At 52.0% G+C, this 23,158-nt stretch carries 18 protein-coding genes; 13 read left to right on the top strand and 5 right to left on the bottom strand.

What is annotated here, in order from left to right:
• Positions 1-58: 58 nt before the first annotated feature.
• From ACJJIY_RS21755 to ACJJIY_RS21730, 6 genes are all read left to right on the top strand, one after another.
• On the top strand, positions 59-2,890 hold the full coding sequence (locus ACJJIY_RS21755; protein ID WP_444917963.1) for a 2-oxoglutarate dehydrogenase E1 component: 2,832 nt from the start codon (positions 59-61) through the stop codon (positions 2,888-2,890).
• A 46-nt stretch (positions 2,891-2,936) separates the two neighbouring features.
• Positions 2,937-4,136, top strand: coding sequence for a 2-oxoglutarate dehydrogenase complex dihydrolipoyllysine-residue succinyltransferase (gene odhB, locus ACJJIY_RS21750; RefSeq protein WP_282933820.1), 1,200 nt, complete (start codon positions 2,937-2,939; stop codon positions 4,134-4,136).
• Between the two features lie 65 nt (positions 4,137-4,201).
• Complete coding sequence (gene lpdA, locus ACJJIY_RS21745) at positions 4,202-5,644, top strand: dihydrolipoyl dehydrogenase (RefSeq protein WP_020412682.1); 1,443 nt, start codon at positions 4,202-4,204, stop codon at positions 5,642-5,644.
• 161 nt (positions 5,645-5,805) lie between these two features.
• On the top strand, positions 5,806-6,972 hold the full coding sequence (sucC, locus tag ACJJIY_RS21740; RefSeq protein WP_282933818.1) for an ADP-forming succinate--CoA ligase subunit beta: 1,167 nt from the start codon (positions 5,806-5,808) through the stop codon (positions 6,970-6,972).
• A gap of 2 nt (positions 6,973-6,974) precedes the next feature.
• Complete coding sequence (gene sucD / locus ACJJIY_RS21735; protein WP_108734154.1) at positions 6,975-7,847, top strand: succinate--CoA ligase subunit alpha; 873 nt, start codon at positions 6,975-6,977, stop codon at positions 7,845-7,847.
• Positions 7,848-8,326: 479 nt separating this feature from the next.
• Positions 8,327-9,046, top strand: a complete 720-nt coding sequence (locus ACJJIY_RS21730; protein WP_413662985.1) for a M12 family metallopeptidase — start codon at positions 8,327-8,329, stop codon at positions 9,044-9,046.
• Positions 9,047-9,159: 113 nt separating this feature from the next.
• On the opposite strand, the gene ACJJIY_RS21725 is transcribed toward ACJJIY_RS21730, so the two are convergent.
• The 3 genes from ACJJIY_RS21725 to ACJJIY_RS21715 are packed head-to-tail and all read right to left on the bottom strand — an operon-like array spanning position 9,160 to position 11,123.
• Positions 9,160-10,041, bottom strand: coding sequence for an MATE family efflux transporter (locus ACJJIY_RS21725; RefSeq protein WP_445358819.1), 882 nt, complete (start codon positions 10,039-10,041; stop codon positions 9,160-9,162).
• Positions 10,042-10,079: 38 nt separating this feature from the next.
• Positions 10,080-10,544 carry an MATE family efflux transporter gene (locus tag ACJJIY_RS21720; protein ID WP_445358818.1) on the bottom strand — a complete coding sequence of 155 codons (465 nt, stop codon included), beginning with the start codon at positions 10,542-10,544 and terminating at the stop codon, positions 10,080-10,082.
• 12 nt (positions 10,545-10,556) lie between these two features.
• On the bottom strand, positions 10,557-11,123 hold the full coding sequence (locus ACJJIY_RS21715; protein WP_413662983.1) for a DUF2239 family protein: 567 nt from the start codon (positions 11,121-11,123) through the stop codon (positions 10,557-10,559).
• A 255-nt stretch (positions 11,124-11,378) separates the two neighbouring features.
• Between ACJJIY_RS21715 and mtnP the strand changes: the two genes are divergently transcribed.
• Genes mtnP through ACJJIY_RS21685 form a run of 6 tightly spaced genes read left to right on the top strand, consistent with a single transcriptional unit; the run spans position 11,379 to position 16,750 of the window.
• Positions 11,379-12,278 (top strand): S-methyl-5'-thioadenosine phosphorylase, encoded by a 900-nt coding sequence (gene mtnP / locus ACJJIY_RS21710; protein WP_444933943.1) that lies wholly within the window; start codon positions 11,379-11,381, stop codon positions 12,276-12,278.
• A 5-nt stretch (positions 12,279-12,283) separates the two neighbouring features.
• Positions 12,284-13,231, top strand: coding sequence for an arsenosugar biosynthesis radical SAM (seleno)protein ArsS (gene arsS, locus ACJJIY_RS21705; RefSeq protein ID WP_445358817.1), 948 nt, complete (start codon positions 12,284-12,286; stop codon positions 13,229-13,231).
• Positions 13,232-13,263: 32 nt separating this feature from the next.
• On the top strand, positions 13,264-13,947 hold the full coding sequence (locus ACJJIY_RS21700; protein WP_444933941.1) for a TVP38/TMEM64 family protein: 684 nt from the start codon (positions 13,264-13,266) through the stop codon (positions 13,945-13,947).
• Between the two features lie 7 nt (positions 13,948-13,954).
• Positions 13,955-15,430, top strand: a complete 1,476-nt coding sequence (locus ACJJIY_RS21695) for a dihydrolipoyl dehydrogenase family protein (protein WP_444896424.1) — start codon at positions 13,955-13,957, stop codon at positions 15,428-15,430.
• Positions 15,430-16,104 (top strand): TIGR04283 family arsenosugar biosynthesis glycosyltransferase, encoded by a 675-nt coding sequence (locus ACJJIY_RS21690; protein ID WP_444907532.1) that lies wholly within the window; start codon positions 15,430-15,432, stop codon positions 16,102-16,104. The genes ACJJIY_RS21695 and ACJJIY_RS21690 overlap by 1 nt, the downstream gene beginning before the upstream one ends.
• Entirely contained in the window at positions 16,097-16,750 is a 654-nt protein-coding gene (locus tag ACJJIY_RS21685) for a TIGR04282 family arsenosugar biosynthesis glycosyltransferase (RefSeq protein ID WP_445358816.1), read from the top strand. The genes ACJJIY_RS21690 and ACJJIY_RS21685 overlap by 8 nt, the downstream gene beginning before the upstream one ends.
• 25 nt (positions 16,751-16,775) lie before the next feature.
• Here ACJJIY_RS21685 and ACJJIY_RS21680 read toward each other — a convergent pair whose 3' ends face one another.
• Both ACJJIY_RS21680 and mltF read right to left on the bottom strand, forming a co-directional pair.
• Positions 16,776-17,180, bottom strand: a complete 405-nt coding sequence (locus ACJJIY_RS21680; protein ID WP_444896427.1) for a hypothetical protein — start codon at positions 17,178-17,180, stop codon at positions 16,776-16,778.
• A 94-nt stretch (positions 17,181-17,274) separates the two neighbouring features.
• Positions 17,275-18,753: a membrane-bound lytic murein transglycosylase MltF gene (gene mltF, locus ACJJIY_RS21675; protein ID WP_444896428.1), complete on the bottom strand. Its 1,479-nt coding sequence runs from the start codon at positions 18,751-18,753 to the stop codon at positions 17,275-17,277.
• Positions 18,754-19,166: 413 nt separating this feature from the next.
• Between mltF and purL the strand changes: the two genes are divergently transcribed.
• Positions 19,167-23,033: a phosphoribosylformylglycinamidine synthase gene (gene purL / locus ACJJIY_RS21670; RefSeq protein WP_444915777.1), complete on the top strand. Its 3,867-nt coding sequence runs from the start codon at positions 19,167-19,169 to the stop codon at positions 23,031-23,033.
• Positions 23,034-23,158: the final 125 nt, after the last annotated feature.

Genomic DNA, 23,158 nt, shown 5'->3' with positions numbered 1-23,158 from the left:
AGGAAAGCGCAGTGGCTCAAGAGAAGATAAGCACACTGCAATTGAGGTAGGCATCAACATGCACGAAAGTACCATGGAGCAGCTGTGGCGTAGCTCCCATATCTCCGGGGGCAATGCTGCCTACGTGGAGGAGCTTTACGAGACCTATCTGCACGACCCCAACGGTGTCCCCGAGGAGTGGCGCAATTATTTCGATAGCCTCCCCCGCGTTGAGGGCAGCAGCGATGTTTCCCACGCCGCTGTTCGCCAGCACTTTGAGCTGCTCAGCAAACACCGCGCGCGTCCGGTGGCCGCTCCCGGTGCGGCCGGCTCTGCCAATATTGAGCACGAGCGCAAGCAGATTAAAGTTCTGCAACTGATCGATTCCTACCGCCATCGCGGCCATAAAAAAGCGACCCTCGACCCCCTGGGCTTGATGGCTCGCGAACAAGTGCCCGACCTGCAACTGAGCTACCACGGCCTGACTGAGGGTGATTTCGATACCACCTTCAATACCGGTAGCCTGTTCCTCGGTAAAGAAGAGGCGACCCTGCGTGAAATCATTGAGGGTCTGGAGAATACTTACTGCGGCAATCTTGGTGCAGAGATCATGCATCTCTCCAACCTGGAAGAGCAGCAGTGGTTCCAGCAGCGCCTTGAGCGCAGCCAGTCCAAGGCCAACTTCGGCACCGATATCCAGATTGAAATCCTGCAGCGCCTTTCCGCCGCTGAAGGCCTGGAGCGCCACCTGGACTCCAAGTACCCCGGGACCAAGCGCTTCGGTGTAGAGGGTGGTGAGAGCCTGATCCCGATGATGGATGCCCTGATCCGTCGCTCCGGCACCTACGGGGTGAAGGAAGTGGTGATCGGTATGGCCCACCGCGGCCGCCTGAATACCCTGGTTAATATCCTCGGTAAAAACCCTGCGGATCTGTTCCAGGAGTTTGAAGGCAAGAAGACCCTCGATACTTCCGGTGACGTGAAGTACCACCAGGGCTTCTCTTCCAACGTGATGACTCCCGGTGGGGAAGTGCACTTGGCCCTGGCCTTTAACCCGTCGCACCTGGAAATCAGTGCGCCCGTGGTAGTGGGTTCCGTACGCGCCCGCCAGGATCGCCGCAAAGATGCGACCGGTGAGAAAGTAATGCCGATCAACATCCATGGCGACGCGGCTTTTGCCGGCCAGGGTGTGGTGCAGGAAACCCTGCAGATGTCCCAGACCCGCGGTTACTACACCGGCGGTACTGTGCACATCGTACTGAACAACCAGGTGGGCTTTACCACCAGCAAGCGCGAAGATGCCCGCTCCACCGAGTACTCCACCGATCCCGCTAAGATGATCGATGCGCCGGTGCTGCACGTAAATGGCGACGACCCGGAAATGGTCGTATTGGCCGCGCTGCTGGCGGTGGACTACCGCTACGAATTTAAGAAAGACATCGTTATCGACCTGGTCTGCTACCGTCGTCGCGGCCACAACGAGACCGATGACCCCTCTGGTACCCAGCCGCTGATGTACCAGACTATCCGCAAGCACAAGACTACCCGCACGCTCTATTCCGAGAAGCTGGTGGGCGAGGGCATCCTGGACAAGGTTGCCGCAGACAAGCTGGCTAACGACTACCGCGACAAACTGGATGCCGGTGAAGACGTTGCTACCGGTCTTGTGAAGAAGCCGGACTCCTCCATGTTTGTTGACTGGAGCCCCTACCTGGGCCACGACTGGCAGGTGCCTGCAGATACCGGCTATGCGCTGCCGAAGCTGCAGGATGTCGCTACTCGCATGACCAACGTGCCCGACGGCGTGGTAATGCAGCGCCAGGTCTCCAAAATTTATGAAGACCGCCGCAAAATGGCCGGTGGCGCCCTGCCTCTGAACTGGGGCATGGCGGAAACCCTGGCTTACGGTACTCTGCTGGAAGAGGGCTTTATGGTCCGCTTTACCGGTGAAGACGTGGGTCGCGGTACCTTCTCCCACCGCCACGCGGTGGTTCACAGCCAGAAAGACGGTCAGAGCTACGTGCCTTTGCAGCATATGTTTGAAGACCAGCCGCCTTTCTATATCTACGACTCGCTGCTGTCCGAAGAGGCGGTGTTGGCGTTTGAATACGGCTACGCCACCACGACACCAAAGTCCCTGGTGGTGTGGGAAGCCCAGTTTGGTGACTTCGCCAACGGTGCCCAGGTTGTGATCGACCAGTTCATCACTTCCGGTGAGCACAAGTGGGGCCGTATGTGCGGCCTGGTAATGCTGTTACCGCACGGTTACGAAGGCCAGGGCCCAGAGCACTCCTCTGCGCGTCTTGAGCGCTTTATGCAGCTGTGTGCGGAGCACAATATCCAGGTGTGTAACGCCACTACCCCGGCACAGATCTTCCACCTGCTGCGTCGCCAGGCGGTGCGCCCAATGCGCCGTCCTCTGGTGATTATGAGTCCAAAGTGGATTCTGCGTCACAAGTTGGCCACCTCCAGCCTGGAAGAGCTGGCAGAAGGTCGCTTCCACAACGTGATCCAGGACCAGGGTGTAGATCCAGACAAAGTGAAGCGTGTGGTTCTGTGTTCCGGCAAGGTTTACTACCACCTGCTGGAAGCCCGTATGGAGCGCGAACAGGAAGATGTGGCGTTCGTACGAATCGAGCAGCTGTACCCATTCCCGGACGAAGAGTTTGTGGAAGCGGTTTCCGCATTCAAGAAGATCAAGAGTGTTGCCTGGTGTCAGGAAGAGCCCATGAATCAGGGCGCCTGGTACTCCAGCCAGCACCACTTGCGTCGCCTGTTGTCGGAAACCCACCCGAAGCTGGATCTGGAATATGTGGGCCGCGCCCCATCCGCAGCACCTGCGGCGGGCTATATGTCCACGCACCTTGAAGAACAGAATAAGTTCATCAACGAGGCGCTGACCGTCAAATAACCGGCGGCAGTAATAAGTGAAGAGTCAATCTCAGGAAACAGAAAAAATGACGATCGAGATTAAAGCGCCAACTTTCCCTGAATCAGTTCAGGACGGAACTGTCGCCACCTGGCATAAACAACCAGGTGAAGCTGTGTCCCGCGATGAACTGATCGTGGATATCGAAACCGATAAAGTTGTGCTGGAAGTTGTTGCACCTGCCGATGGTGCCCTGACTGAAATCATCAAGGGTGAGGGCGATACCGTTCTCTCCAATGAGGTGATTGCCAAGTTTGAAGCGGGCGCTGGCGCAGCTGCTGCCCCGGCGGAAGAAAAAGCAGAAGCTCCGGCTGCCGAAGCCGCAGCTCCTGCGGCTGGCGACAAAATTGCCATGCCATCTGCCAAGAAAATGGCTGCTGAGAAGGGCGTAGACCTGGCCGGTGTTGAAGGCACTGGCAAGGGTGGTCGCGTTCTCAAGGAAGACGTAATGAAAGCGGGCACTGCGCCGGCTGCCGCTGCTGCACCTGCCGCCGCTGTTGCTGAAGTTGCGGTTGCTCCGGGTGAGCGCGTAGAGAAGCGCGTTCCCATGACCCGTATGCGCAAGCGTATCGCTGAGCGCCTGCTGGACGCTTCCCAGTCCACCGCCATGCTCACCACCTTTAACGAGGTGAACATGAAGCCGATTATGGACCTGCGCAAGAACTACAAAGACCTGTTCGAGAAGACCCACAACGGCACTCGCCTGGGCTTTATGGGCTTCTTCGTGAAAGCTGCAGTAGAGGCGCTGAAGCGTTACACCGCAGTGAACGCGTCTATCGACGGCAACGATATCGTTTACCACGGTTACCAGGATATCGGTGTAGCGGTTTCCTCTCCGAAAGGCCTGGTCGTGCCGATTCTGCGCAATGCGGAGAACATGGGCCTGGCGGATATGGAAAACAATATCCGCGATCTGGGTGTTCGCGCCCGGGATGGCAAACTGTCTATCGAAGAGATGACTGGCGGTACCTTTACCATCACCAACGGTGGTGTATTCGGTTCCCTGCTGTCCACTCCGATTTTGAATCCACCGCAAACTGCAATTCTGGGTATGCACAAAATCCAGGAGCGCCCGATGGCGGTAAATGGCAAGGTGGAAATCCTGCCGATGATGTACCTGGCGCTGTCCTATGACCACCGTCTGATCGATGGTAAGGAAGCGGTTGGCTTCCTGGTAGCGATCAAGGAAATGATCGAAGATCCAGCGCGTATCTTGCTCGAAGTTTAAACAATAAATCTTGGGGCCTGCGGGCCCCCTCGATCACACTGCATTAGAAATATCTGGAACTGATCATGTCCGAAAAATTTGACGTAATCGTAATTGGCTCCGGTCCTGGTGGTTATGTCGCTGCCATCCGTGCCGCTCAGTTGGGCTTGAAAACGGCTTGTATCGAAAAGTGGAAAAACAAGGAAGGTAAATACGTAAATGGCGGTACCTGCCTGAACGTTGGCTGTATTCCTTCCAAGGCACTGCTGGACAGCTCCTGGAAATACCACGAAGCCAAAGATGCTCTCGACGTGCACGGCATTGAAGTCGGCAAGGTCAAGATGGATGTGAGCAAGATGATCGAGCGCAAAGGCGAGATCGTTAAGAAGCTGACCGGTGGTGTAGCAGGTCTGTTCACCGCCAATAAAGTAACCTCCATTTTCGGCACCGGCAAACTGCTGGCGAACAAGAAAGTGGAAGTAACCGACGACGAAGGCAACAGCACCGTCTACGAAGCTGAAAACGTCATTCTGGCTTCCGGTTCTGTACCGGTAAATATTCCGCCCGCTCCGGTAGATAACAAAATTATTGTCGATTCCACTGGTGCTCTGGAATTCACTGAAACTCCAAAGCGTTTGGGTGTTATCGGTGCCGGTGTTATCGGTCTGGAGCTGGGCTCTGTATGGAACCGCTTGGGCTCTGAAGTGGTTGTTCTGGAAGCGATGGATAAATTCCTGGCGATCATGGATCAACAGGTTGCCAAAGAGTCCCAGAAGATCTTCAAGAAGCAGGGCCTGGATATCCGTCTCGCTTGCCGCGTAACCGGCTCCGAAGTGAAAGGCGAAGAAGTGGTTGTTACTTACCAGGACAAAGATGGTAAAGAGCACCAGGAAACTTTCGACAAGCTGATCGTTTGCGTTGGCCGTCGCCCTTACACTGAAGGCCTTCTGTCTGAAGATGCCGGTGTGAAGATGGACGAGCGTGGATTCATCTATGTCAACGACCTGTGCATGACTTCTGCACCTGGCGTATGGGCGATTGGTGACGTGGTACGCGGCCCAATGCTGGCACACAAGGCCTCAGAAGAAGGTGTTGTGGTTGCCGAGCGCATTGCTGGCCAGAAGCCGATGATGAACTACGACGTTATTCCCAACGTTATTTACACTCACCCGGAAATCGCTGCGGTTGGTCGCACCGAAGAGCAGGTGAAGGCCGATGGCGAGCCCTACAACGTAGGCAGCTTCCCGTTTGCTATCAACGGCCGCGCTATGGCCGCCAACGATACCCAGGGCTTTGTGAAAATCATTGCTCACGCGGAAACTGACCGCGTACTGGGTGCCCATATTGTTGGCCCGTCTGCCGCAGACTTGGTTCAGCAAGTGGCGATCGCGATGGAATTCGGCTCCAGTGCTGAAGACATCGGTATGACGGTATTTGCGCACCCGACTCTTTCCGAAACTGTGAAAGAAGCGGCGCTGGGCGTGAACGGCCATGCGATTCACACCGTAAATCGCAAGAAGCGCAAGTAAGAATATTTTTCGATTTCGGGGCACTAATTATTGATTAATTAGCGCCCCGGTTTCATTTGTGGAATTTGAAATTTGCAACGACGGAAATTTTAAATTTCTCTTTCAGGTGCAGAGTGATCTGCAATTAGTAAACACATTTTATATGTGAATTGGTATTGACTATGAACTTGCATGAGTATCAGGGCAAACAACTGTTTGCGGAATACGGATTGCCGGTTTCCAAAGGCATTGCAGCGGAAACCCCGGCAGCGGCAGCAGCAGCGGCTGACGAAATTGGCGGTGATAAGTGGGTAGTAAAGGCCCAGGTACACGCTGGTGGCCGCGGTAAGGCTGGCGGTGTAAAGCTGGTAGATTCCAAGGCAGAGATTGAAGAGTTTGCCAAGAAGTGGCTGGGCGAGCGTCTGGTAACTTATCAAACAGACGAAAATGGCCAGCCGGTTTCCCGTATCCTGGTTGAAAGCTGCACTGACATCGACCAAGAACTGTACCTTGGCGCCGTTGTTGACCGCTCCACCCGTCGTATCGTTTTCATGGCTTCCACCGAAGGCGGCGTTGAGATCGAGAAAGTAGCGGAAGAGACCCCAGAAAAAATCCTGAAAGCCACCATCGATCCACTGGTAGGCGCTCAGCCTTACCAAGCGCGCGAGCTGGCTTTCAAACTGGGCCTGAACCCGACTCAGGTTAAGCAGTTCACCAAGATCTTCCTCGGCCTGGCAAAAATGTTCCAGGAAAAAGATCTGGCCCTGCTGGAAATCAACCCGCTGGTAATCACCACCGAAGGCAACCTGCACTGCCTGGACGCCAAAGTGGTAATCGACAGCAACGCGCTGTACCGCCACGCTGACCTGCGCGAAATGCACGATCCTTCCCAGGAAGATTCCCGTGAAGCGCACGCTGCCAAGTTCGACCTGAACTACGTAGCTCTCGACGGCAACATCGGCTGCATGGTAAACGGTGCTGGTCTGGCCATGGGTACCATGGACATCGTAAACCTGCACGGCGGCAAGCCAGCTAACTTCCTGGACGTTGGCGGCGGCGCGACCAAAGAGCGCGTTGTTGAAGCGTTCAAGATCATCCTGTCTGACGAGAACGTAAAAGCCGTACTGATCAACATCTTCGGTGGTATCGTTCGCTGTGACATGATCGCCGAAGGCGTTGTGGGCGCAGTAAAAGAAGTTGGCGTTAAAGTACCGGTTGTTGTACGCCTGGAAGGTAACAACGCAGATCTGGGCGCCAAGGTTCTGAGCGACAGTGGCCTGAACATTATCGCGGCTACCAGTCTGACCGATGCGGCTCAGCAAGTGGTTAAAGCTGCGGAGGGTAAATAATCATGTCAGTATTGATTAACAAAGACACTAAAGTAATCTGCCAGGGCTTCACCGGCTCCCAGGGTACTTTCCACTCCGAGCAAGCGATTGCTTACGGCACCAAGATGGTTGGTGGTGTAACTCCGGGTAAAGGCGGCCAGACTCACCTGGGCCTGCCAGTATTCGACACCGTTAAAGAAGCGGTAGAGAAGACCGGCGCTGAAGCTTCCGTAATCTACGTACCTGCGCCTTTCTGTAAGGATTCCATCCTGGAAGCGGCCAACGCTGGTATCAAGCTGATTGTTTGTATCACCGAAGGTATTCCGACTCTGGATATGCTCGACGCTAAAGTGAAGTGCGACGAGCTGGGCGTGCGCCTGATCGGCCCGAACTGCCCGGGTGTTATCACTCCGGGTGAGTGCAAGATCGGTATTATGCCAGGTCACATCCACAAGCCGGGTAAAGTGGGCATCGTTTCCCGTTCCGGTACCCTGACCTATGAAGCGGTTAAGCAAACCACCGACTACGGCTTTGGCCAGTCCACCTGTGTGGGCATCGGTGGTGACCCCATTCCGGGTTCCAACTTCATCGATATCCTGGAAATGTTCCAGAACGATCCGCAGACCGAAGCAATCGTTATGATCGGTGAGATCGGTGGCACTGCTGAAGAAGAAGCAGCTGCTTACATCAAGGAAAATGTTACCAAGCCTGTAGTTTCCTACATCGCTGGTGTAACTGCACCTCCCGGCAAGCGTATGGGTCACGCGGGCGCGATTATCTCCGGTGGTAAAGGCACCGCAGACGAGAAATTCGCTGCTCTGGAAGACGCTGGTGTTAAAACCGTACGCTCCCTGGCTCAGATCGGCGACGCTCTGAAGGAAATTACTGGCTGGTAAGTAATTGCCAACTTTTAGTTTTCAAAAAAGCCACCCATTGGGTGGCTTTTTTTATGGCTGTATAAAGTCGGGTCGGATTAGGCAGAGTTGCGCTGGGCTCCCCCAGTAAATAGTTTTACCTATCTTTACATTTTCATGGTGTTTACAGTTTTATCTGTTGTTAAGTTTTCTTTTTTTCGCTGAAAGTTGATTTTCATTCTCTCTTCATTTTTGTACTTCTATCTATAGGTCACGTAAGTCTGCGTTTTGTAAGGCTTTTCTTGTGGTTCCTAGCTCTTTTGGTTGCTTGCTGAAAATATTTAAATATTTTTTATTACAGGAGTCGATTTTGGTTTTGGTGTTTGGAAAAGGTTTTTTGTGATCTCTTCCTTCTTTTTGTTTTCTATTTCTGTCGGGTGAATTTTGACTTGCCGAATTTGGTGCGGCAGTGTTGGTTCTCGTTATGGCAGCGAAAATAACTTTTCAGGAGGTGCGTCAGCATGGGGCTAGCTATAGATAAAAATATTCGAAAAATATCCTATAAGATAGACTTTGGTGGATTTTCTTTGGATAGGAATGAAGAGGTAGGTGGGGTTTGGCCGAATGGTGTGGTGAAATATTATGTGCCCTCCAATTTAGATTCCGGTTATGTTAATTCGGTAAAAAAGGCTATGTCTCATTGGGAAATTTGCATTTATCGAAAGTTCAGATTTGCAGCGATTAAGTTCCTGCAGGTTGGAGCGGCAGGCCGTGGAGTGGTTACAATTAAGGACGACCGCAGTAGTGCGACGGTAGGGTTTACCAATAAAACCGATCAATATTGTGGTGTAGATTGGAAAACTAATAGAGCAGCGATTGCCTCCCTTCCCCATGAAATCGGTCATACACTGGGTTTGGCCCACGAACACATGCGTGCCGACGCCCCTCTGTCAGTGAAGAACACACTGGACTCCCTGCAGCAGCAAACTCGGGTGCAAACCCTCACCAGGTTTTTAACACACAATTCTGCTTTTGATGGAAACTCCATCATGATGTATGACGACCAGGCAAGGGCACTGGGGATTGTAAAAAACACTCGTGAGGGAGGCTGTAAAATATCGGCCAATCAGGTGAATAGTTCTACCTGGAATCCCAGTGCTGGGGATCTTGATATGCTTTCATATCTCTATGATGGCAATCGTCAGACCTTGCCTCATTCTTTTGCTGGCCCCTTGGGATAAGGGGCGGGAGGGGTAACTTTAAAAGGGAGTCAAAGACTCCCTTCAATTTATAAATCTTAAGTGAATTTTTAAGCGAGGTAATCAGCAGCCACGAATTTCGGCAAAGAATTTACTTAAGCAGATACCCGGGAAGTGTATAAACCATATTTATTCCCCTGGTTGCGATTACGGTGGTAAAGTACAAAAGCTGTTAAAACAAGCAGCATCAGTTCTGCAACTGGTCCTGCATACCAGATCCCCACTTCACCAAATATCAACGGTAAAATCAAAATTAATGGCATTACAAAAATATAGGTTTTTGTCACCCCGAGAATAGCTGCACGTTTGGCGTCACCAATGGCCTGGAAAAATGTGCTGATCATCATCAATGGTCCCGCCAAAAAGTAGACAAGCGTCATCATCGGCAGGATACGTGCAACCTCTGCAATAATTTGCGGGTCGCTGACGAACAGGGCTCCCAAAGTGTCTTTTAGTAATAGCACGCCAAGCTGTAATACCAGGCAATAAGAAAAGGCTATTGTCAAAGCTAGATTGATACTGCTGTCGGCACGGGACCAGCTTTTAGCACCGAAGTTACTGCCTACGAGGGTTTGAAATGCCTGGCTTAATCCGAGAAGAGGCAGGAAAATAAAGGTCATGATTCGGGTAGTAATGCCATAGGCCCCCACCGTTGTATCATAGTTGGTACTGCTCCAGGCCTGGATACTGAAAATTACAGCGATAGATGTGAGTGATACACCGATGTAGCTCAAGCTGGATGGTAGGCCTAAAGACAGGTACTCAGGCCAGAAATTCCGTTTAATCGAGAGTCGGATAATTTGCATATCAATCACTGGTTGGCCGTAATGACGGTAGCCTGCAATTATCAGAAGGGCAATTGCCTGTGCCAGGGCGGTGCCATAGGCAGAGCCAGCCACACCCATTTCCAGGTGGGCGATAAAAATATAATTGAAAATAATGTTGAGCATAACCGATGATAGGGAAACCACGGCCATTAGAGATAATCGCCCTTCGCATCGTAAAGTGTCGGAATTCACTGAGCAGATAAATAGCGTCGGTTAAGAAATATCAATATTGTTAAATAGGTGTACCCCATCTCCGCAAGGTCTACCGAGCCATTGGCAATCAATAATGTTAATTGTTTGCCTCCAGCTAAAAAAAGCAATATTAATAAAATGCAAACAATTAGTGCTAGTGTAATGGCTTGAGAGAAGGCCTTCTTCGCTTTATCTATATCCCTTGCACCAAGTAATCTGGCCTGGACACTCGAATATCCACTGGAAATCAATGAAGAAAGTGCTATCAGAAACATAAACACTGGAAAGGTCAAAGTCACTGCAGCTAGTGCCTCGGCTCCTACATACTCCCCGAGGAAGTAGGCATCCAATAAAGTAAAAGAACCGTTTACCAGCATTATTAGAATAATAGGCGCAGCCGTTTTAAAGAAAACCGGCAGCAAGTCCCCACTAACAAATATATTGTCTTGTTGTTCACTCATAGTAAGTCCGTTTTAAAGTTTGCCGCTGTGCATCTCTGCAATCTCTTCAAATTTACTGAATACTAGCTTTTTGAGGTCACTCGGCCATGAGTGGATGGCTTTTTTAAAGCTGATCCTACTGTTCCTATACAGAGCACGACTGGCTTCCTCGAAGCCTGGAGTATCCCCTGCAACTAACAACATGAACTTATCCAGTTCCTGTTGTTTGCGGGTGATCCGCTCTTCAGGAGAAACCTGTTTTTGCGCCTGCTCAACCAGCTTACGAAGTGTGACGGAGGCACCGCCGGGCTGCTGACTCAGCCACTCCCAGTGGCGGGGAAGCAGGGTAATCTCCCTGGGAATAACTCCTAATTTCGGACGTCCGCGCTTGGCCTTGTGAGTTGCGGTATCTACAGCTGATACTGCCAACACCTCCTCCGTGTCCCCATGCCAATCCACTTCAACCCGTTTACAGCTTTGGGCCTCGAAAACAATGGGTTCATGGTTTGCACCCATATTTTTCACTTGGCGAATAACGACCTCCAGTGTCCCTCGGGCGATGATCTGTTGCTGATCGATAGCGATATAGTCGGTGCTCAAAGTTTTGTTCCTTATTTACCCGGATTAAATATTTTTATCCGGGTAAATATAGTTCGTCGGTTAGTTAACCTGCAAGTGTAATTTTCTGCCGAATGGCGATACTCGAAGCGGCATTAGTAAAGGACGAGTTTTTCTGGCTGTGCTTGCCTGTTTTTCCTGCTGGCGCTCGGCGGTTAATAGCTGCTCATTTATGAGTGATATACACGGTCAGCGAGCACTCCTATACTGCCGAAAACCAATTGTTTAGGAGCGAATATGACCAGGGCATTGATTGGGGTGATTGGAGGAAGTGGCCTTTACGATATGCCGGGGCTGACTGAGGTGGAGGAGGTCCATATCGACACTCCCTTTGGCAGGACTTCGGACGCCATTGTCTGCGGTAAGCTCGCAGGTGTATCAGTAGCTTTCCTGGCCCGTCATGGTCGCAATCATCACCTGATCCCCTCCCAAGTGCCTTATCGGGCAAATATCCATGCCCTGCGCCAGCTCGGCGTGCGCTACATCCTGTCTCTCTCGGCTGTGGGCTCCCTACAGGAAGAGGTACGGCCGCTGGATATGTTAATCCCCGATCAGTTCATTGATATGACTCGCCGGCGGCAGAGTACCTTTTTTGGAGATGGCGCGGTTGCCCATGTGTCCATGGCCGATCCAGTATGCTCTGCTGTCGCTGATAGTTTGGCGCGTGCTTTCACGCAGACCCAGGCAGGGCAGCCAATTGAGTTACACCGAGGCGGCAGTTATATCTGTATCGAGGGCCCACAGTTTTCCACCCGTGCCGAGTCCCACTGGTATCGCAGTATGGGGGCGTCGGTTATCGGCATGACCAATATGCCTGAGGCCAAGTTGGCCCGGGAGGCACAAATTGCCTACGCCACGCTGGCTATGGCTACTGACTATGATTGTTGGCACCCTCGTGAGGAGGCGGTAACCGCAGAGGTAGCGATTGCGAATCTTCAGCAAAATGCCACGCGCGCGCAGCAAATTGCGATGGAAACCATACGTATTTTAGGGGCTGAGCAACCGGAGTCCTCCGCTCATACAGCACTGTTGAGCGGTCTGGTGACTCCCCTCGAAGCTATGCCTGAGGAAACACAAGCTGTAATAAAACCACTGCTCGCTCCGACAGAACCGGAGCTTGAAGAAATGGAGCAGTGATATCGATGCGTGAGACCTTACCTCTGCTGGAGCTATCGGACTTCCCCTCTCTGCACCGAGGGGCCATTGAGACCTTGCAGGTCAACATTGGCTACCGTTGTAATCAGCGCTGTTTACACTGCCACGTCAATGCTGGGCCTAATCGAACCGAGATGATGTCGGACGACAATTTGGCGCTGTTATTGGAAGTTCTTACGGTCCGTAAACCCCGTGTGCTGGATGTGACTGGTGGGGCCCCGGAATTGCACTGGGGTTTTCGATCCCTTGTAAGAGGGGCGCGAGAGCGCGGAGTACATGTAATTGATCGCTGTAACCTGACAGTTCTTTTTGAGCCGGGCCAGGAAGATACCGCTGAATTCCTCGCTGAAAACCAGGTTGAGGTCGTTGCCTCCCTGCCGTGTTACTCAATCGATAATGTCGATAAGCAACGAGGTAAAGGAGTATTCGATAAGAGCATTGCGGCGCTACAAAAATTAAATGCATTGGGCTATGGCAAGCCCGGCAGTGGCTTAGAGCTCAACTTGGTCTATAACCCCCAAGGACCCTTTTTACCCCCGGAGCAAAGTGCTTTGGAGGCGGACTACCGAAGAGAGTTGGCGAACCACTTTTCCATTAAATTTAATCATTTGTTCGCTCTCGCCAATATGCCAATCAAGCGTTTTGGTTCCATGTTGGTTTCCAAGGGGCAGTTTCACGATTATATGGCGCTACTTAAAGACAGTTACAGTGCGGATAATCTCGCTGATGTTATGTGTCGTAGCTTGGTTAGTGTCGATTGGCAGGGAAACCTATTTGATTGCGATTTTAACCAACAGCTCAACATGCCTATTCCCGGCCGATTACATTTGCGAGATTTAATCGAGATAGATCTAAAGGGGGCGGCAATTTGCGTTTCAGATCACTGTTACGGTTGTACAGCCGGGCAGGGAAGTAGTTGTGGTGGGGCTCTCTAACTTTCTGTTAACGCAGATGGAACCTGAAAACGATGAGTAAAAAAATCCTGCTGGTAGCCGCTATTGTCGTATTGGTGGTGGCTTTCTACTTGCTTGATCTACACCATTGGTTGAGCCTGGAAAAGTTAAAGGATGGAGCGGAGGACTTTAAGCGCTGGCAGATGTCGTCACCGCTTTTAGTCGAGTTTTTGTTTCTGGTCTTCTATATTTTGGTGACTGGCTTATCACTTCCCGGGGCGGCAATTCTAACTATTGCAGCCGGCGCATTGTTCGGTCTTTTCTGGGGTACTGTAATCGTTTCTTTTGCTTCCAGTATCGGTGCCACCCTGGCCTTTTTAATGGCTCGATATTTATTCCGGGACTATATTCAGGGGCGTTTCTCCGAGCGGCTTCAAGTCGTCAATAAGGGAATTGAGCGGGAGGGGGCATTTTACCTTTTTGCGCTGCGATTGGTGCCGGCTTTCCCTTTTTTCCTAATTAATATCCTGATGGGGCTCACCCATATTAAAGCCTGGACTTTCTACTGGGTTAGTCAGCTCGGAATGCTGGCGGGTACGATAGTTTACGTAAATGCCGGCACCCAGTTGATGAGAGTGGAAAATCTCAAGGATATTTTATCTTTGCCACTGTTATTGTCTTTTGTTCTATTGGGTGTGTTTCCCTTAATTGCAAAATATGCGCTCAACTGGCTTAAGCGCAGGCGTCAGGCTGGATGATCTAATTATGCAGAAACCTAAGAAGTTTGATCGTAACTTAATTGTCGTTGGTGGTGGTGCGGCGGGCCTGGTTACGGCTTACATCTCTGCGGCGATAAAAGCAAGAGTCACTTTGATCGAAGCAGGTAAAATGGGGGGAGATTGTCTCAATACCGGCTGTGTACCCAGTAAAGCATTGATTATGTGTGCGCGACAGGCCCATAGGGCAAGATGTGCGGGTGAGTTTGGGGTTGTACTCCATGAGCCAACAATTAATTTTCCCCGGGTTATGCAACATATCAAGGAGTCGATTAAAACTATTGAACCCAATGATAGTGTGGAGCGCTATAACGAGCTGGGGGTTGAAGTGCTCAAGGGAACTGCAGAGCTTATCGATCCCTGGACAGTTAAAACCCAATTAAATAGTGGAGGGGAGAAAACCCTGACGGCAAGGGCTATTGTACTAGCCACTGGCGCCGAGCCGAGTGTTCCGCCTTTTCCTGGGCTCGATCAAGTGAATTACCTCACCAGTGATACTTTATGGGAGCGGTTTTCTCAGTTAAAAACCCCTCCCCACAGGCTGGTATTACTGGGTGGGGGAGCTATTGGTTGTGAGCTGGCACAAGCCATGGCCAGGTTGGGTTCGGAAGTGGTTCTGGTGGAGAGGTCCGACACTATATTATTGGAGTTGGATGCTGACGTATCTGCGGCCGTCGCTGAGGCGCTTACTCTGGATGGCGTTAAAATTTTGACAGACCACGAAGCTGTTGAGTTTGAAGGTGTTCCTGATCGAGAAGGAGGCATACTCATTGTAGAAAATAAGGGCGATAGGGTTAAGCTCGAGTTTGATGAGGTGATACTAGCTCTCGGCAGAAAGGCGAAAGTAACCGACGAAGGTCTCGAGAACCTGGACTTGCTGGATAATGGCAGGTTGAAACTTGATGGCTACCTGCGAACTCGCTATCCACATATCCTTGCAGCTGGGGATGTGGCAGGGCCATACCAATTTACCCATATGGCCTCACACCAAGCTTGGTATGCAGCGGTAAATGCCCTTTTCGGTGACATTAAAAAATTTGCCGTAGACTACTCTCTGGTTCCCAGTGCTGTATTTGTCGATCCGGAAGTGGCGACTGTAGGCCTTTCTGAAAAAACTGCTAGTGAGCAGGGAGTGAATTACGAGATAACCCGCTATGATATCGAGCATTTGGACCGAGCTATAGTCGATGGTGCGCGGCGAGGATTTGTCAAAGTCCTTACGGTGCCGGGAAAAGATAAAATACTAGGTGTTTCTATTGTTGGGGAAAATGCTGCAGAACTAATTGCGGAGTTTATTTTAGCGATGAAGCATGGGTTGGGGTTGAATAAAATTCTCTCAACCATCCATATCTATCCGACCATGAGTGAAGCCAATAAATTTGTCGCGGGCAATTGGAAACGTGCTCACGCACCAGCAGCTATTTTACGTTTCTTAGAGGTTTTTAACCGCTGGAGGCGCAACTAATGCAATTCAGTGTGATAGTTCCTCTATTAAATGAAAAGGAACACATAGCCTCTTTACTGGAGCACTTGCAGCAATTGAGCGTGCAGGAAGATTGTGAGGTTATTGTCGTAGACGGCGGCAGTACCGATGGTAGTGTTGAGACCCTAGAGCAGTCTGGTTTGCAGCTGGTCCACGCCACTCGGGGTAGGGCGGTTCAGATGAATGCCGGTGCGTTAATGGCTAAAGGTCAGTGGTTAGTGTTTTTGCATGCCGATAGCCGTCTACCCGCAGATGCCCTCAAGTCCATCACAAACCTCGAAAAGGAGAATGCCCACTGGGGGCGTTTTAATATTCAAATTGTCGGACACAGTTTTTGGTTTCCCTTGATTGCGACTTTAGTTAATTTACGCTCTCGTTTTAGTGGTATTGCTACAGGGGATCAGGCCATTTTTGTGCGCCGTGGTTTGTTCGAAACTATCGGTGGATTCCCTGCGCAGCCGTTGATGGAAGATATTGAGCTGAGTCGCCGTTTGCGCAGTTATTACTGGCCCTATTGTTCTCGTGAAAAAGTAGAAACCTCAGGGCGTCGCTGGGAAAAGTACGGCGTATTGAGAACCATTTTATTGATGTGGCGATTGCGTTTTGATTACTGGCGGGGCGTATCAGCAGAGAGTTTGGCAAAACGCTATGAGTAGTTTTCTATTGCCGCCCATGCGTCTTGTAGTGATGGCTAAGGCTCCGTTGCCAGGGTATGCAAAAACTCGGCTAATTCCTACTTTGGGAGAGAAGGGCGCAGCCGCTCTCGCATTACAGTTATTGCAGGATACATTGGCAGAAGCGGTTAAGGCGAATCTGGGCCCTGTCGAGCTGCATGTTGCGCCTAACTCCAGGCACCCTTTTTGGCAGGAGTTCAAGTTGCCTCAGGGGGTAAAGCTATACAGCCAGTCAGAAGGTGATCTCGGTCAGCGCTTGTGGCGGGCTGCGAAAAGTTCTTATGCCGCTGGCCAGGGGCTCTTTTTATTGGGGACAGATTGCCCTGCATTAAATGCAGAAAGACTCCGAGCCGCAGCTGTGGCGCTAGTGCACACGGACTCTGTTATGTATCCCGCAAATGATGGTGGCTACACCCTGTTGGGCTTGAAGTACCTGCATTCTCGCTTGTTTGAAGATATATGTTGGAGTACTGAAGTCGTTGCCCAGCAAACCCTGGAGCGATTACTGGAATGTGATATGCAGTGTCAGCAATTGGATGTGCTTGCGGATATTGATGACCCTGAGGATTTGCAGTTTTTACCTGGAGCTCTTTCGAGGAGTCTGGCAGATTTTCGGGAAGCAGATTAAAAGCAATCGAGAGTAAGGGGTATTTCTAGCTTGAACCAGGAAGTGCCGGCTCTAGGAATATAACTTCCCGCGTGACCTGCCAGCGCCCATCTTCATAAACCAAATCGATCGCCAGTTTTAACAGTTGCTCCTGGCCAGCCAAATTGTTTTTTCGCGAGAAGATTACTAAAGCACTGTTTTCACTTGCCACTATGTGGTGAATTTTTTTCCAGTCGTTGAGAGGTAGTTCACCCGCGTCACGCTTGGCTTTAAACATATTGATGAAGGCCGTTTTGTCTGCCACCGTGACCCGGTCCGAAGGGTCTAGTATGAAGACCTGCATTTCCTGGTGGTAGACACTTTCCAGTTCGTCTTCTCTGCAGTACACCCCGGCCTGCACGAGGTAGTCAATAAACTGCTCGATCTCTCTTACCGTATCTGGATTATCCATTGCTCAGGCACTCCAATCGGGACCAGATGAATATAGATTAAGGTGGAGATATTTGGGGCTTTCTTCGGCCAGGCTAAGCTGGCCTAGAGGGGGATTAGAGAGCGGGGGCGGCGCTGGCTTCGGAATTCACTGCGCTGTGCTCAGCAAGGATCCCGCCGTTTTCATCATTGGCTGCGGCCAATCGTTGTTCCTCGATGCGGCTACTCCAGCTCAGAAGGGCTTGATAGTGGCGGATATTCTGTACATAAGTCACCGGCTCCCAGCCTCGGGCATAGCCGTGTTTGGTGGTCTTGTAATACTGACGCTTGGCCAGAAGGGGCAGGTGTTCGCGCACATCGGGCCAAAGATCTGGATTGCCGCCCATTCGTTCTGTCAGTACCCGGGCATCCTCAAGGTGGCCATAGCCTACGTTGTAGGCAGCCAGGGCCATCCAGGTTCTGTCGGGCTCGCGAATGCGATCCGGCAGTTTGTTGCGGATTTGTACGATATAGCGGGCACCACCCTCAATGCTCTCTTCGGGGTTTAGGCGGTTTACACCGAGATCTTTTGCGGTGTTCAGAGTCAGCATCATCAGGCCTCGCACACCGGTGCGAGAGCGGGCACGCGGATTCCAATAGGATTCCTGGTAGCTGAGGGCCGCTAGCAGGTGCCAGTCGAGGTCATATTGGTCGGCAACCTTTTGCATGGTGCCGCGCCACTGGGGCAGGCGCTCGCGGCTGCGCTTGGCAAAGGCCTTGGCGCCGCCCACATTTAGGTCGCTGACGTGGCCAAAAAACTCTTCCCGCAACTGGGCAATCATGCCATTGGTATTGGCGCGCAACATAAAGCGGCGTGCACTGCGATAGAGGCTGTCGTCATCACTTTGTGGGAAGGCCCAGGAAACCGGCTGGAACTGGGTGAGGTTGAACGCAACCGCGGTGTTTGGGTAAAGGCCGCGGTGAACCGCATAGGCGTTGGAATCGACAATTGCATAATTGTATTTTCCTTCCTGCACCATCTCTACCAATTCCATGGCGTCCACGTCGGAAACTTCCTCCCAATCCAACTCGGTATAGCGGGCGGAGAGTTTCTTCATTTCTTCTGCGTGAGCGCTACCCGCGATGACGGCGACCTTTTTTCCTTCGAGATCGCTAGTTTTGCGCGGCCGCTTTTCGCCAACTCGGTAGATAACCTGCTGGCGAATTTCAAAATAGGATGGGGTAAAGCGGACTTGTTCGCGACGCTCTGGAGTTACCGTGAGGCCGGCAGCCGCGAAGTGCGCGCCACCCTCCGGGTCGCGCAGCTGATCGAACATTTCGTCCAGATCGTGCACGTCGCGAATTACCAATTTCACCCCCAGCTCTTCAGCAAATGCACGCAGCATGCCGTATTCAAAGCCGGTCGGGTTGCCGGAGGCATCTTCGTAATAAGTGGTGGGGCCGTTTTGTGACAGGACAACCAATTCACCGGTGGCTTTGACACGCTCGAGTGTATTCGGTGCTTTACTGGCAACCAGCAGGGAGGCGCAGCAGGACAGGGCGATCCCTTTGCACACACGGCGGACGTAGCGCAGCATACGGCTTTTCATCATCATAGGCTGTCCTCTCTAGCTAGTCCGTTGGTTTATTTGCTGTTGTGCCTAAGGCCCTGTATGTCGATTTCGCTCTCAAATACGAGGGCAAAATTTGACGCAGTCCGCCAATTTTACATTATTTGACGACAATCTGCCCAGTTTGTCTTTTGAACACTGTGATCTGCGCGCTTGCAAAGCATTACAGACTTAGGTAGGCGAACCTGACTTTGATACAAAGTTGGTTTATTTACAGCCAAGCTTGCTGGTCTTTTGAACATTCAGGTTACTAATTAGTTCATGTGTACCCAAGTGTTGGGCGGGTGTGTTGGAGTGGCGATGCTTCAGGTACAATTGCGCCTCTCAAATTTCCGGGGCCTTGTGCGAAATCCCATTCGCGCAATCTTTCTCATTTAGACAAGAGGCTATCTCCCGCAATGTTAGTTCTGCGTGGTGCTCCTGCACTGTCGAAATTCCGCCATAAAAACCTGCTCAATCAACTGCGCGCGCTGCAACCGACCATCGACGATCTCTACGCTGAGTTCGTTCACTTTGCAGACAGCGACTCACTGGATAACCAGGAGATGGCCCTGCTGGAGCGACTGCTCCAATACGGCCCAACCGAGGAAAAGCACGAGCCGAAAGGCGAGTTGATCCTGGTAGTGCCGCGTCCGGGCACAATTTCTCCCTGGTCTTCCAAGGCTACTGACATTGCTCATAACACTGGCCTGAACAAAGTTCATCGCCTGGAGCGTGGCATCGCCTACTACGTTACCGGTGTCGAGTTAACTGAAGCTGAACGCCTTGTGCTGGCCTCCCGCTTACACGATCGTATGGTTGAAGCGGTATTCACCGATTTTGCTCAAGCTGAGCAATTATTTGTGGAAGAAGCGCCGCGCCCGTTGCGCGGTGTGGATATTCTCGAGGGCGGTCGCGAAGCTCTGGAAGATGCCAATGTCACCTTGGGCTTGGCCTTGGCTGAGGATGAGATTGATTACCTGCTCACCAGTTTCCAAGAGCTGGAGCGCAATCCCACAGATGTAGAGCTGATGATGTTTGCCCAGGCAAACTCCGAGCACTGCCGCCACAAGATCTTCAATGCCTCCTGGACCATCGACGGCGAAGAAATGCCGCACTCCCTGTTCGGCATGATCAAGAATACCTACCAGAAGGGGGGGGACAATGTGTTGTCCGCCTATGCGGATAATGCAGCCGTCGTTACTGGTAGCGAAGCGGGGCGTTTTTACCCGGATCCTGACAGCAAGGAATACGGTTTCAGCACTGAAGCCATTCATCTGCTGATGAAAGTGGAAACCCACAATCACCCTACCGCGATTGCTCCTTTCTCCGGTGCTGGTACCGGGGCCGGTGGTGAAATTCGTGATGAAGGTGCAGTTGGCCGTGGCTCCAAACCAAAAGTGGGCCTGACCGGTTTTACGGTTTCCAACTTGCGCATTCCCGGCTGGGAGCAGCCTTGGGAAGCCAACTATGGCAAGCCTGAGCGTATTGTTACCGCTCTGGATATTATGATCGAAGGCCCGATCGGTGGTGCAGCATTTAACAATGAGTTTGGCCGCCCGAATATCTGCGGTTACTTCCGTACCTTTGAAGAAAATTTCGATGGCGAGCGTCGCGGCTATCACAAGCCGATCATGTTGGCTGGTGGTTACGGCAATATCCGCGAAGAGCATGTAGACAAGCCCGAGTTTTCCCCTGGCGCCAAACTGGTAGTGCTGGGTGGCCCGGCGATGTTGATTGGCCTCGGTGGTGGTGCAGCCTCCAGTATGGCCAGCGGCTCCAGCTCTGAAGATCTGGATTTCGCTTCAGTACAGCGCCAAAACCCGGAAATCGAGCGTCGCTGCCAAGAGGTGATCGACCAGTGCTGGCAGTTGGGTGAGAGCAACCCCATTGCCTTTATCCACGATGTGGGTGCGGGCGGTTTGTCCAATGCTTTCCCCGAGTTGGTGAAAGATGGCGGTACCGGCGGTAATTTTGAACTGCGCAATGTGCCCTGTGATGAGCCGGGTATGAGCCCGCTGGAAATCTGGTGTAACGAATCCCAGGAACGCTATGTATTGGCAGTGATGCCGGAAGACCTGGAGCGCTTCGAGCAAATCTGTGAGCGTGAGCGCGCGCCTTACGCCGTTGTCGGTGAAGCTACCGAAGACAAGCACTTGCTGTTAAATGACAAGAAGTTTGAATCCAAGCCTGTAGACCTGCCGATGTCGGTGTTGTTCGGCAAGCCGCCGCGCATGCACCGTGAAGCAGAAACTCGCCAGGTGGAAAGTAAGGCATTTTCCACAGTAGATATCGACCTGAATGAAGCGGCTGAGCGGGTGCTGCGCCTGCCCACAGTTGCTAGCAAGAGCTTCCTGATCACTATCGGTGACCGCACTGTAACCGGTCAGGTTTCCCGCGATCAGATGGTCGGTCCCTGGCAGGTGCCGGTGGCTGATTGCGCGGTAACTACCGTTGCCTATGACAGCTACGCCGGCGAAGCCATGTCTATGGGTGAGCGCACCCCGGTGGCATTGCTGGATGCACCGGCCTCGGGCCGCCTGGCAGTGGGTGAGGCAATTACCAATATCGCCTGTACCCCAGTGAAGCAACTGTCCGATATCAAACTCTCCGCCAACTGGATGTGTGCAGCGGGCCATCCGGGTGAAGAGGAAAAACTTTATCGAACCGTAGAAGCGGTGGGTATGGAGTTGTGTCCTGAATTGGGCATTACCATCCCGGTGGGCAAAGACTCCATGTCTATGCGCACTGCCTGGGAGGAAGAGGGCGAGCAGAAATCGGTTACTGCACCGCTGTCTCTGGTAATTTCTGCCTTTACTCCGGTAACTGATGTCCGCAAGACAGTGACACCGCAGCTGCGCACCGATAAAGGTGAGAGTGAGTTACTGTTTATCGATCTGGGTGCCGGCAAAAATCGCTTGGGCGGCTCCTGTCTGGCGCAGGTCTACAACGAGCTGGGTGACAAGCCCGCAGACCTGGACGATGCCAAGAAACTGAAAGGTTTCTTCGAGGTGGTACAGCAGGCTCTGAATGAAGACCTGATCATGGCCTACCACGACCGCGCTGACGGCGGTCTGTTTACAACCCTGGCGGAAATGGGCTTTGCCGGCCGCGTGGGTATGGATGTGGAAATCTACGAATTGGGTGAAGACCCGATTGCGGCGCTGTTCAGTGAAGAGCTGGGTGCGGTATTGCAGGTTCCCGCCTGTGAAGCGGATATGCTGGTACAGCGCTTTGCCGCTGTGGGTGTACCCACCCACAAGATCGGTTACCTGAACAATAACGAACACCTGTGCATCACTAATAACGGTGTTGAAATCTTCAAGCGCTCCCGTGCTGAATTGCAGCAGATCTGGTCGGAAACCAGCTATCGTATCCAGTCCCTGCGTGATAACGCCGAGTGTGCCGAGCAGGAATTCGCTGCAATTGCCAAAGAAGACCCGGGCCTGACAGTAAACCTCACTTTCGATATCAACGACGATATCAGCGCACCCTATATCGCTAAAGGTGTTCGCCCGAAAGTTGCTGTACTACGAGAGCAGGGTGTGAATAGCCAAGTGGAAATGGCGCACTCTTTCTACCGCGCTGGCTTTAACGCTGTCGACGTACATATGAGTGACATCCTGTCTGGCCGTGTAGCGTTGGATGAGTTCAAAGGCTTGGTGGGCTGTGGTGGCTTCTCTTATGGCGACGTACTGGGTGCCGGTGAGGGATGGGCTAAAACCATCCTGTTTAACGATCGTGCCCGCGACCAGTTTGAGGGCTTCTTCAATCGCAACGATACCTTCGGCTTGGGGGTGTGTAACGGTTGCCAGATGTTCTCAGTGATCAAAGAGCTGATTCCAGGTGCGGATCACTGGCCGCGCTTTGTGCGCAACCTCTCTGAGCAGTATGAAGCGCGCTTCGCACTGGTAGGCATTGAAGACTCACCTTCCGTGTTGTTTAAAGGTATGGCGGGTACTTACATGCCGGTTGCCGTTGCTCATGGTGAGGGGCGAGTGGAGTTTGCTGACCAGCAGGCGCTGGAGAAGTGTGAAGCTTCCGGCACTATCGCGATGCGCTACCTGAATAACAAAGGGGAAATTACCCAAACTTATCCGGCCAACCCCAACGGCTCGGTAAATGGTATTACCTCCCTGAGTTCTGAGGATGGCCGCGTGACTATTATGATGCCGCATCCTGAGCGTGTTGCTCGAGCTGTCAGCAATAGCTGGCATCCAGATGAGTGGAAAGAAGATTCCGGCTGGATGCGCTTGTTCCGTAACGCGCGGGTGTTTGTCGACTAAGACAAGTCATTCTCTCGGTTTTTGCCTGCCGAGGTACACGTAAAGATTGTGGTGGCCGTTTCAGGTCACCACAATCTTTAGCAAATATAGAAATATTTCTGTAATTTTTTTCAGCCCTTTCATTT

This window comes from Microbulbifer maximicatervae (SeqCode) (genome assembly GCF_052468155.1).
Note: the sequence above shows the minus strand (reverse complement) of the source record. Positions and strands in the feature narration are given on the sequence as shown.

Coding starts and splice junctions, on each gene's coding strand:
- ACJJIY_RS21755 (WP_444917963.1), top strand. CDS start 59: ATGCACGAAAGTACCATGGAGCAGCTGTGGCGTAGCTCCCATATCTCC.
- odhB (WP_282933820.1), top strand. CDS start 2,937: ATGACGATCGAGATTAAAGCGCCAACTTTCCCTGAATCAGTTCAGGAC.
- lpdA (WP_020412682.1), top strand. CDS start 4,202: ATGTCCGAAAAATTTGACGTAATCGTAATTGGCTCCGGTCCTGGTGGT.
- sucC (WP_282933818.1), top strand. CDS start 5,806: ATGAACTTGCATGAGTATCAGGGCAAACAACTGTTTGCGGAATACGGA.
- sucD (WP_108734154.1), top strand. CDS start 6,975: ATGTCAGTATTGATTAACAAAGACACTAAAGTAATCTGCCAGGGCTTC.
- ACJJIY_RS21730 (WP_413662985.1), top strand. CDS start 8,327: ATGGGGCTAGCTATAGATAAAAATATTCGAAAAATATCCTATAAGATA.
- ACJJIY_RS21725 (WP_445358819.1), bottom strand. CDS start 10,041: ATGGCCGTGGTTTCCCTATCATCGGTTATGCTCAACATTATTTTCAAT.
- ACJJIY_RS21720 (WP_445358818.1), bottom strand. CDS start 10,544: ATGAGTGAACAACAAGACAATATATTTGTTAGTGGGGACTTGCTGCCG.
- mtnP (WP_444933943.1), top strand. CDS start 11,379: ATGACCAGGGCATTGATTGGGGTGATTGGAGGAAGTGGCCTTTACGAT.
- arsS (WP_445358817.1), top strand. CDS start 12,284: ATGCGTGAGACCTTACCTCTGCTGGAGCTATCGGACTTCCCCTCTCTG.
- ACJJIY_RS21700 (WP_444933941.1), top strand. CDS start 13,264: ATGAGTAAAAAAATCCTGCTGGTAGCCGCTATTGTCGTATTGGTGGTG.
- ACJJIY_RS21695 (WP_444896424.1), top strand. CDS start 13,955: ATGCAGAAACCTAAGAAGTTTGATCGTAACTTAATTGTCGTTGGTGGT.
- ACJJIY_RS21690 (WP_444907532.1), top strand. CDS start 15,430: ATGCAATTCAGTGTGATAGTTCCTCTATTAAATGAAAAGGAACACATA.
- ACJJIY_RS21685 (WP_445358816.1), top strand. CDS start 16,097: ATGAGTAGTTTTCTATTGCCGCCCATGCGTCTTGTAGTGATGGCTAAG.
- ACJJIY_RS21680 (WP_444896427.1), bottom strand. CDS start 17,180: ATGGATAATCCAGATACGGTAAGAGAGATCGAGCAGTTTATTGACTAC.
- mltF (WP_444896428.1), bottom strand. CDS start 18,753: ATGATGATGAAAAGCCGTATGCTGCGCTACGTCCGCCGTGTGTGCAAA.
- purL (WP_444915777.1), top strand. CDS start 19,167: ATGTTAGTTCTGCGTGGTGCTCCTGCACTGTCGAAATTCCGCCATAAA.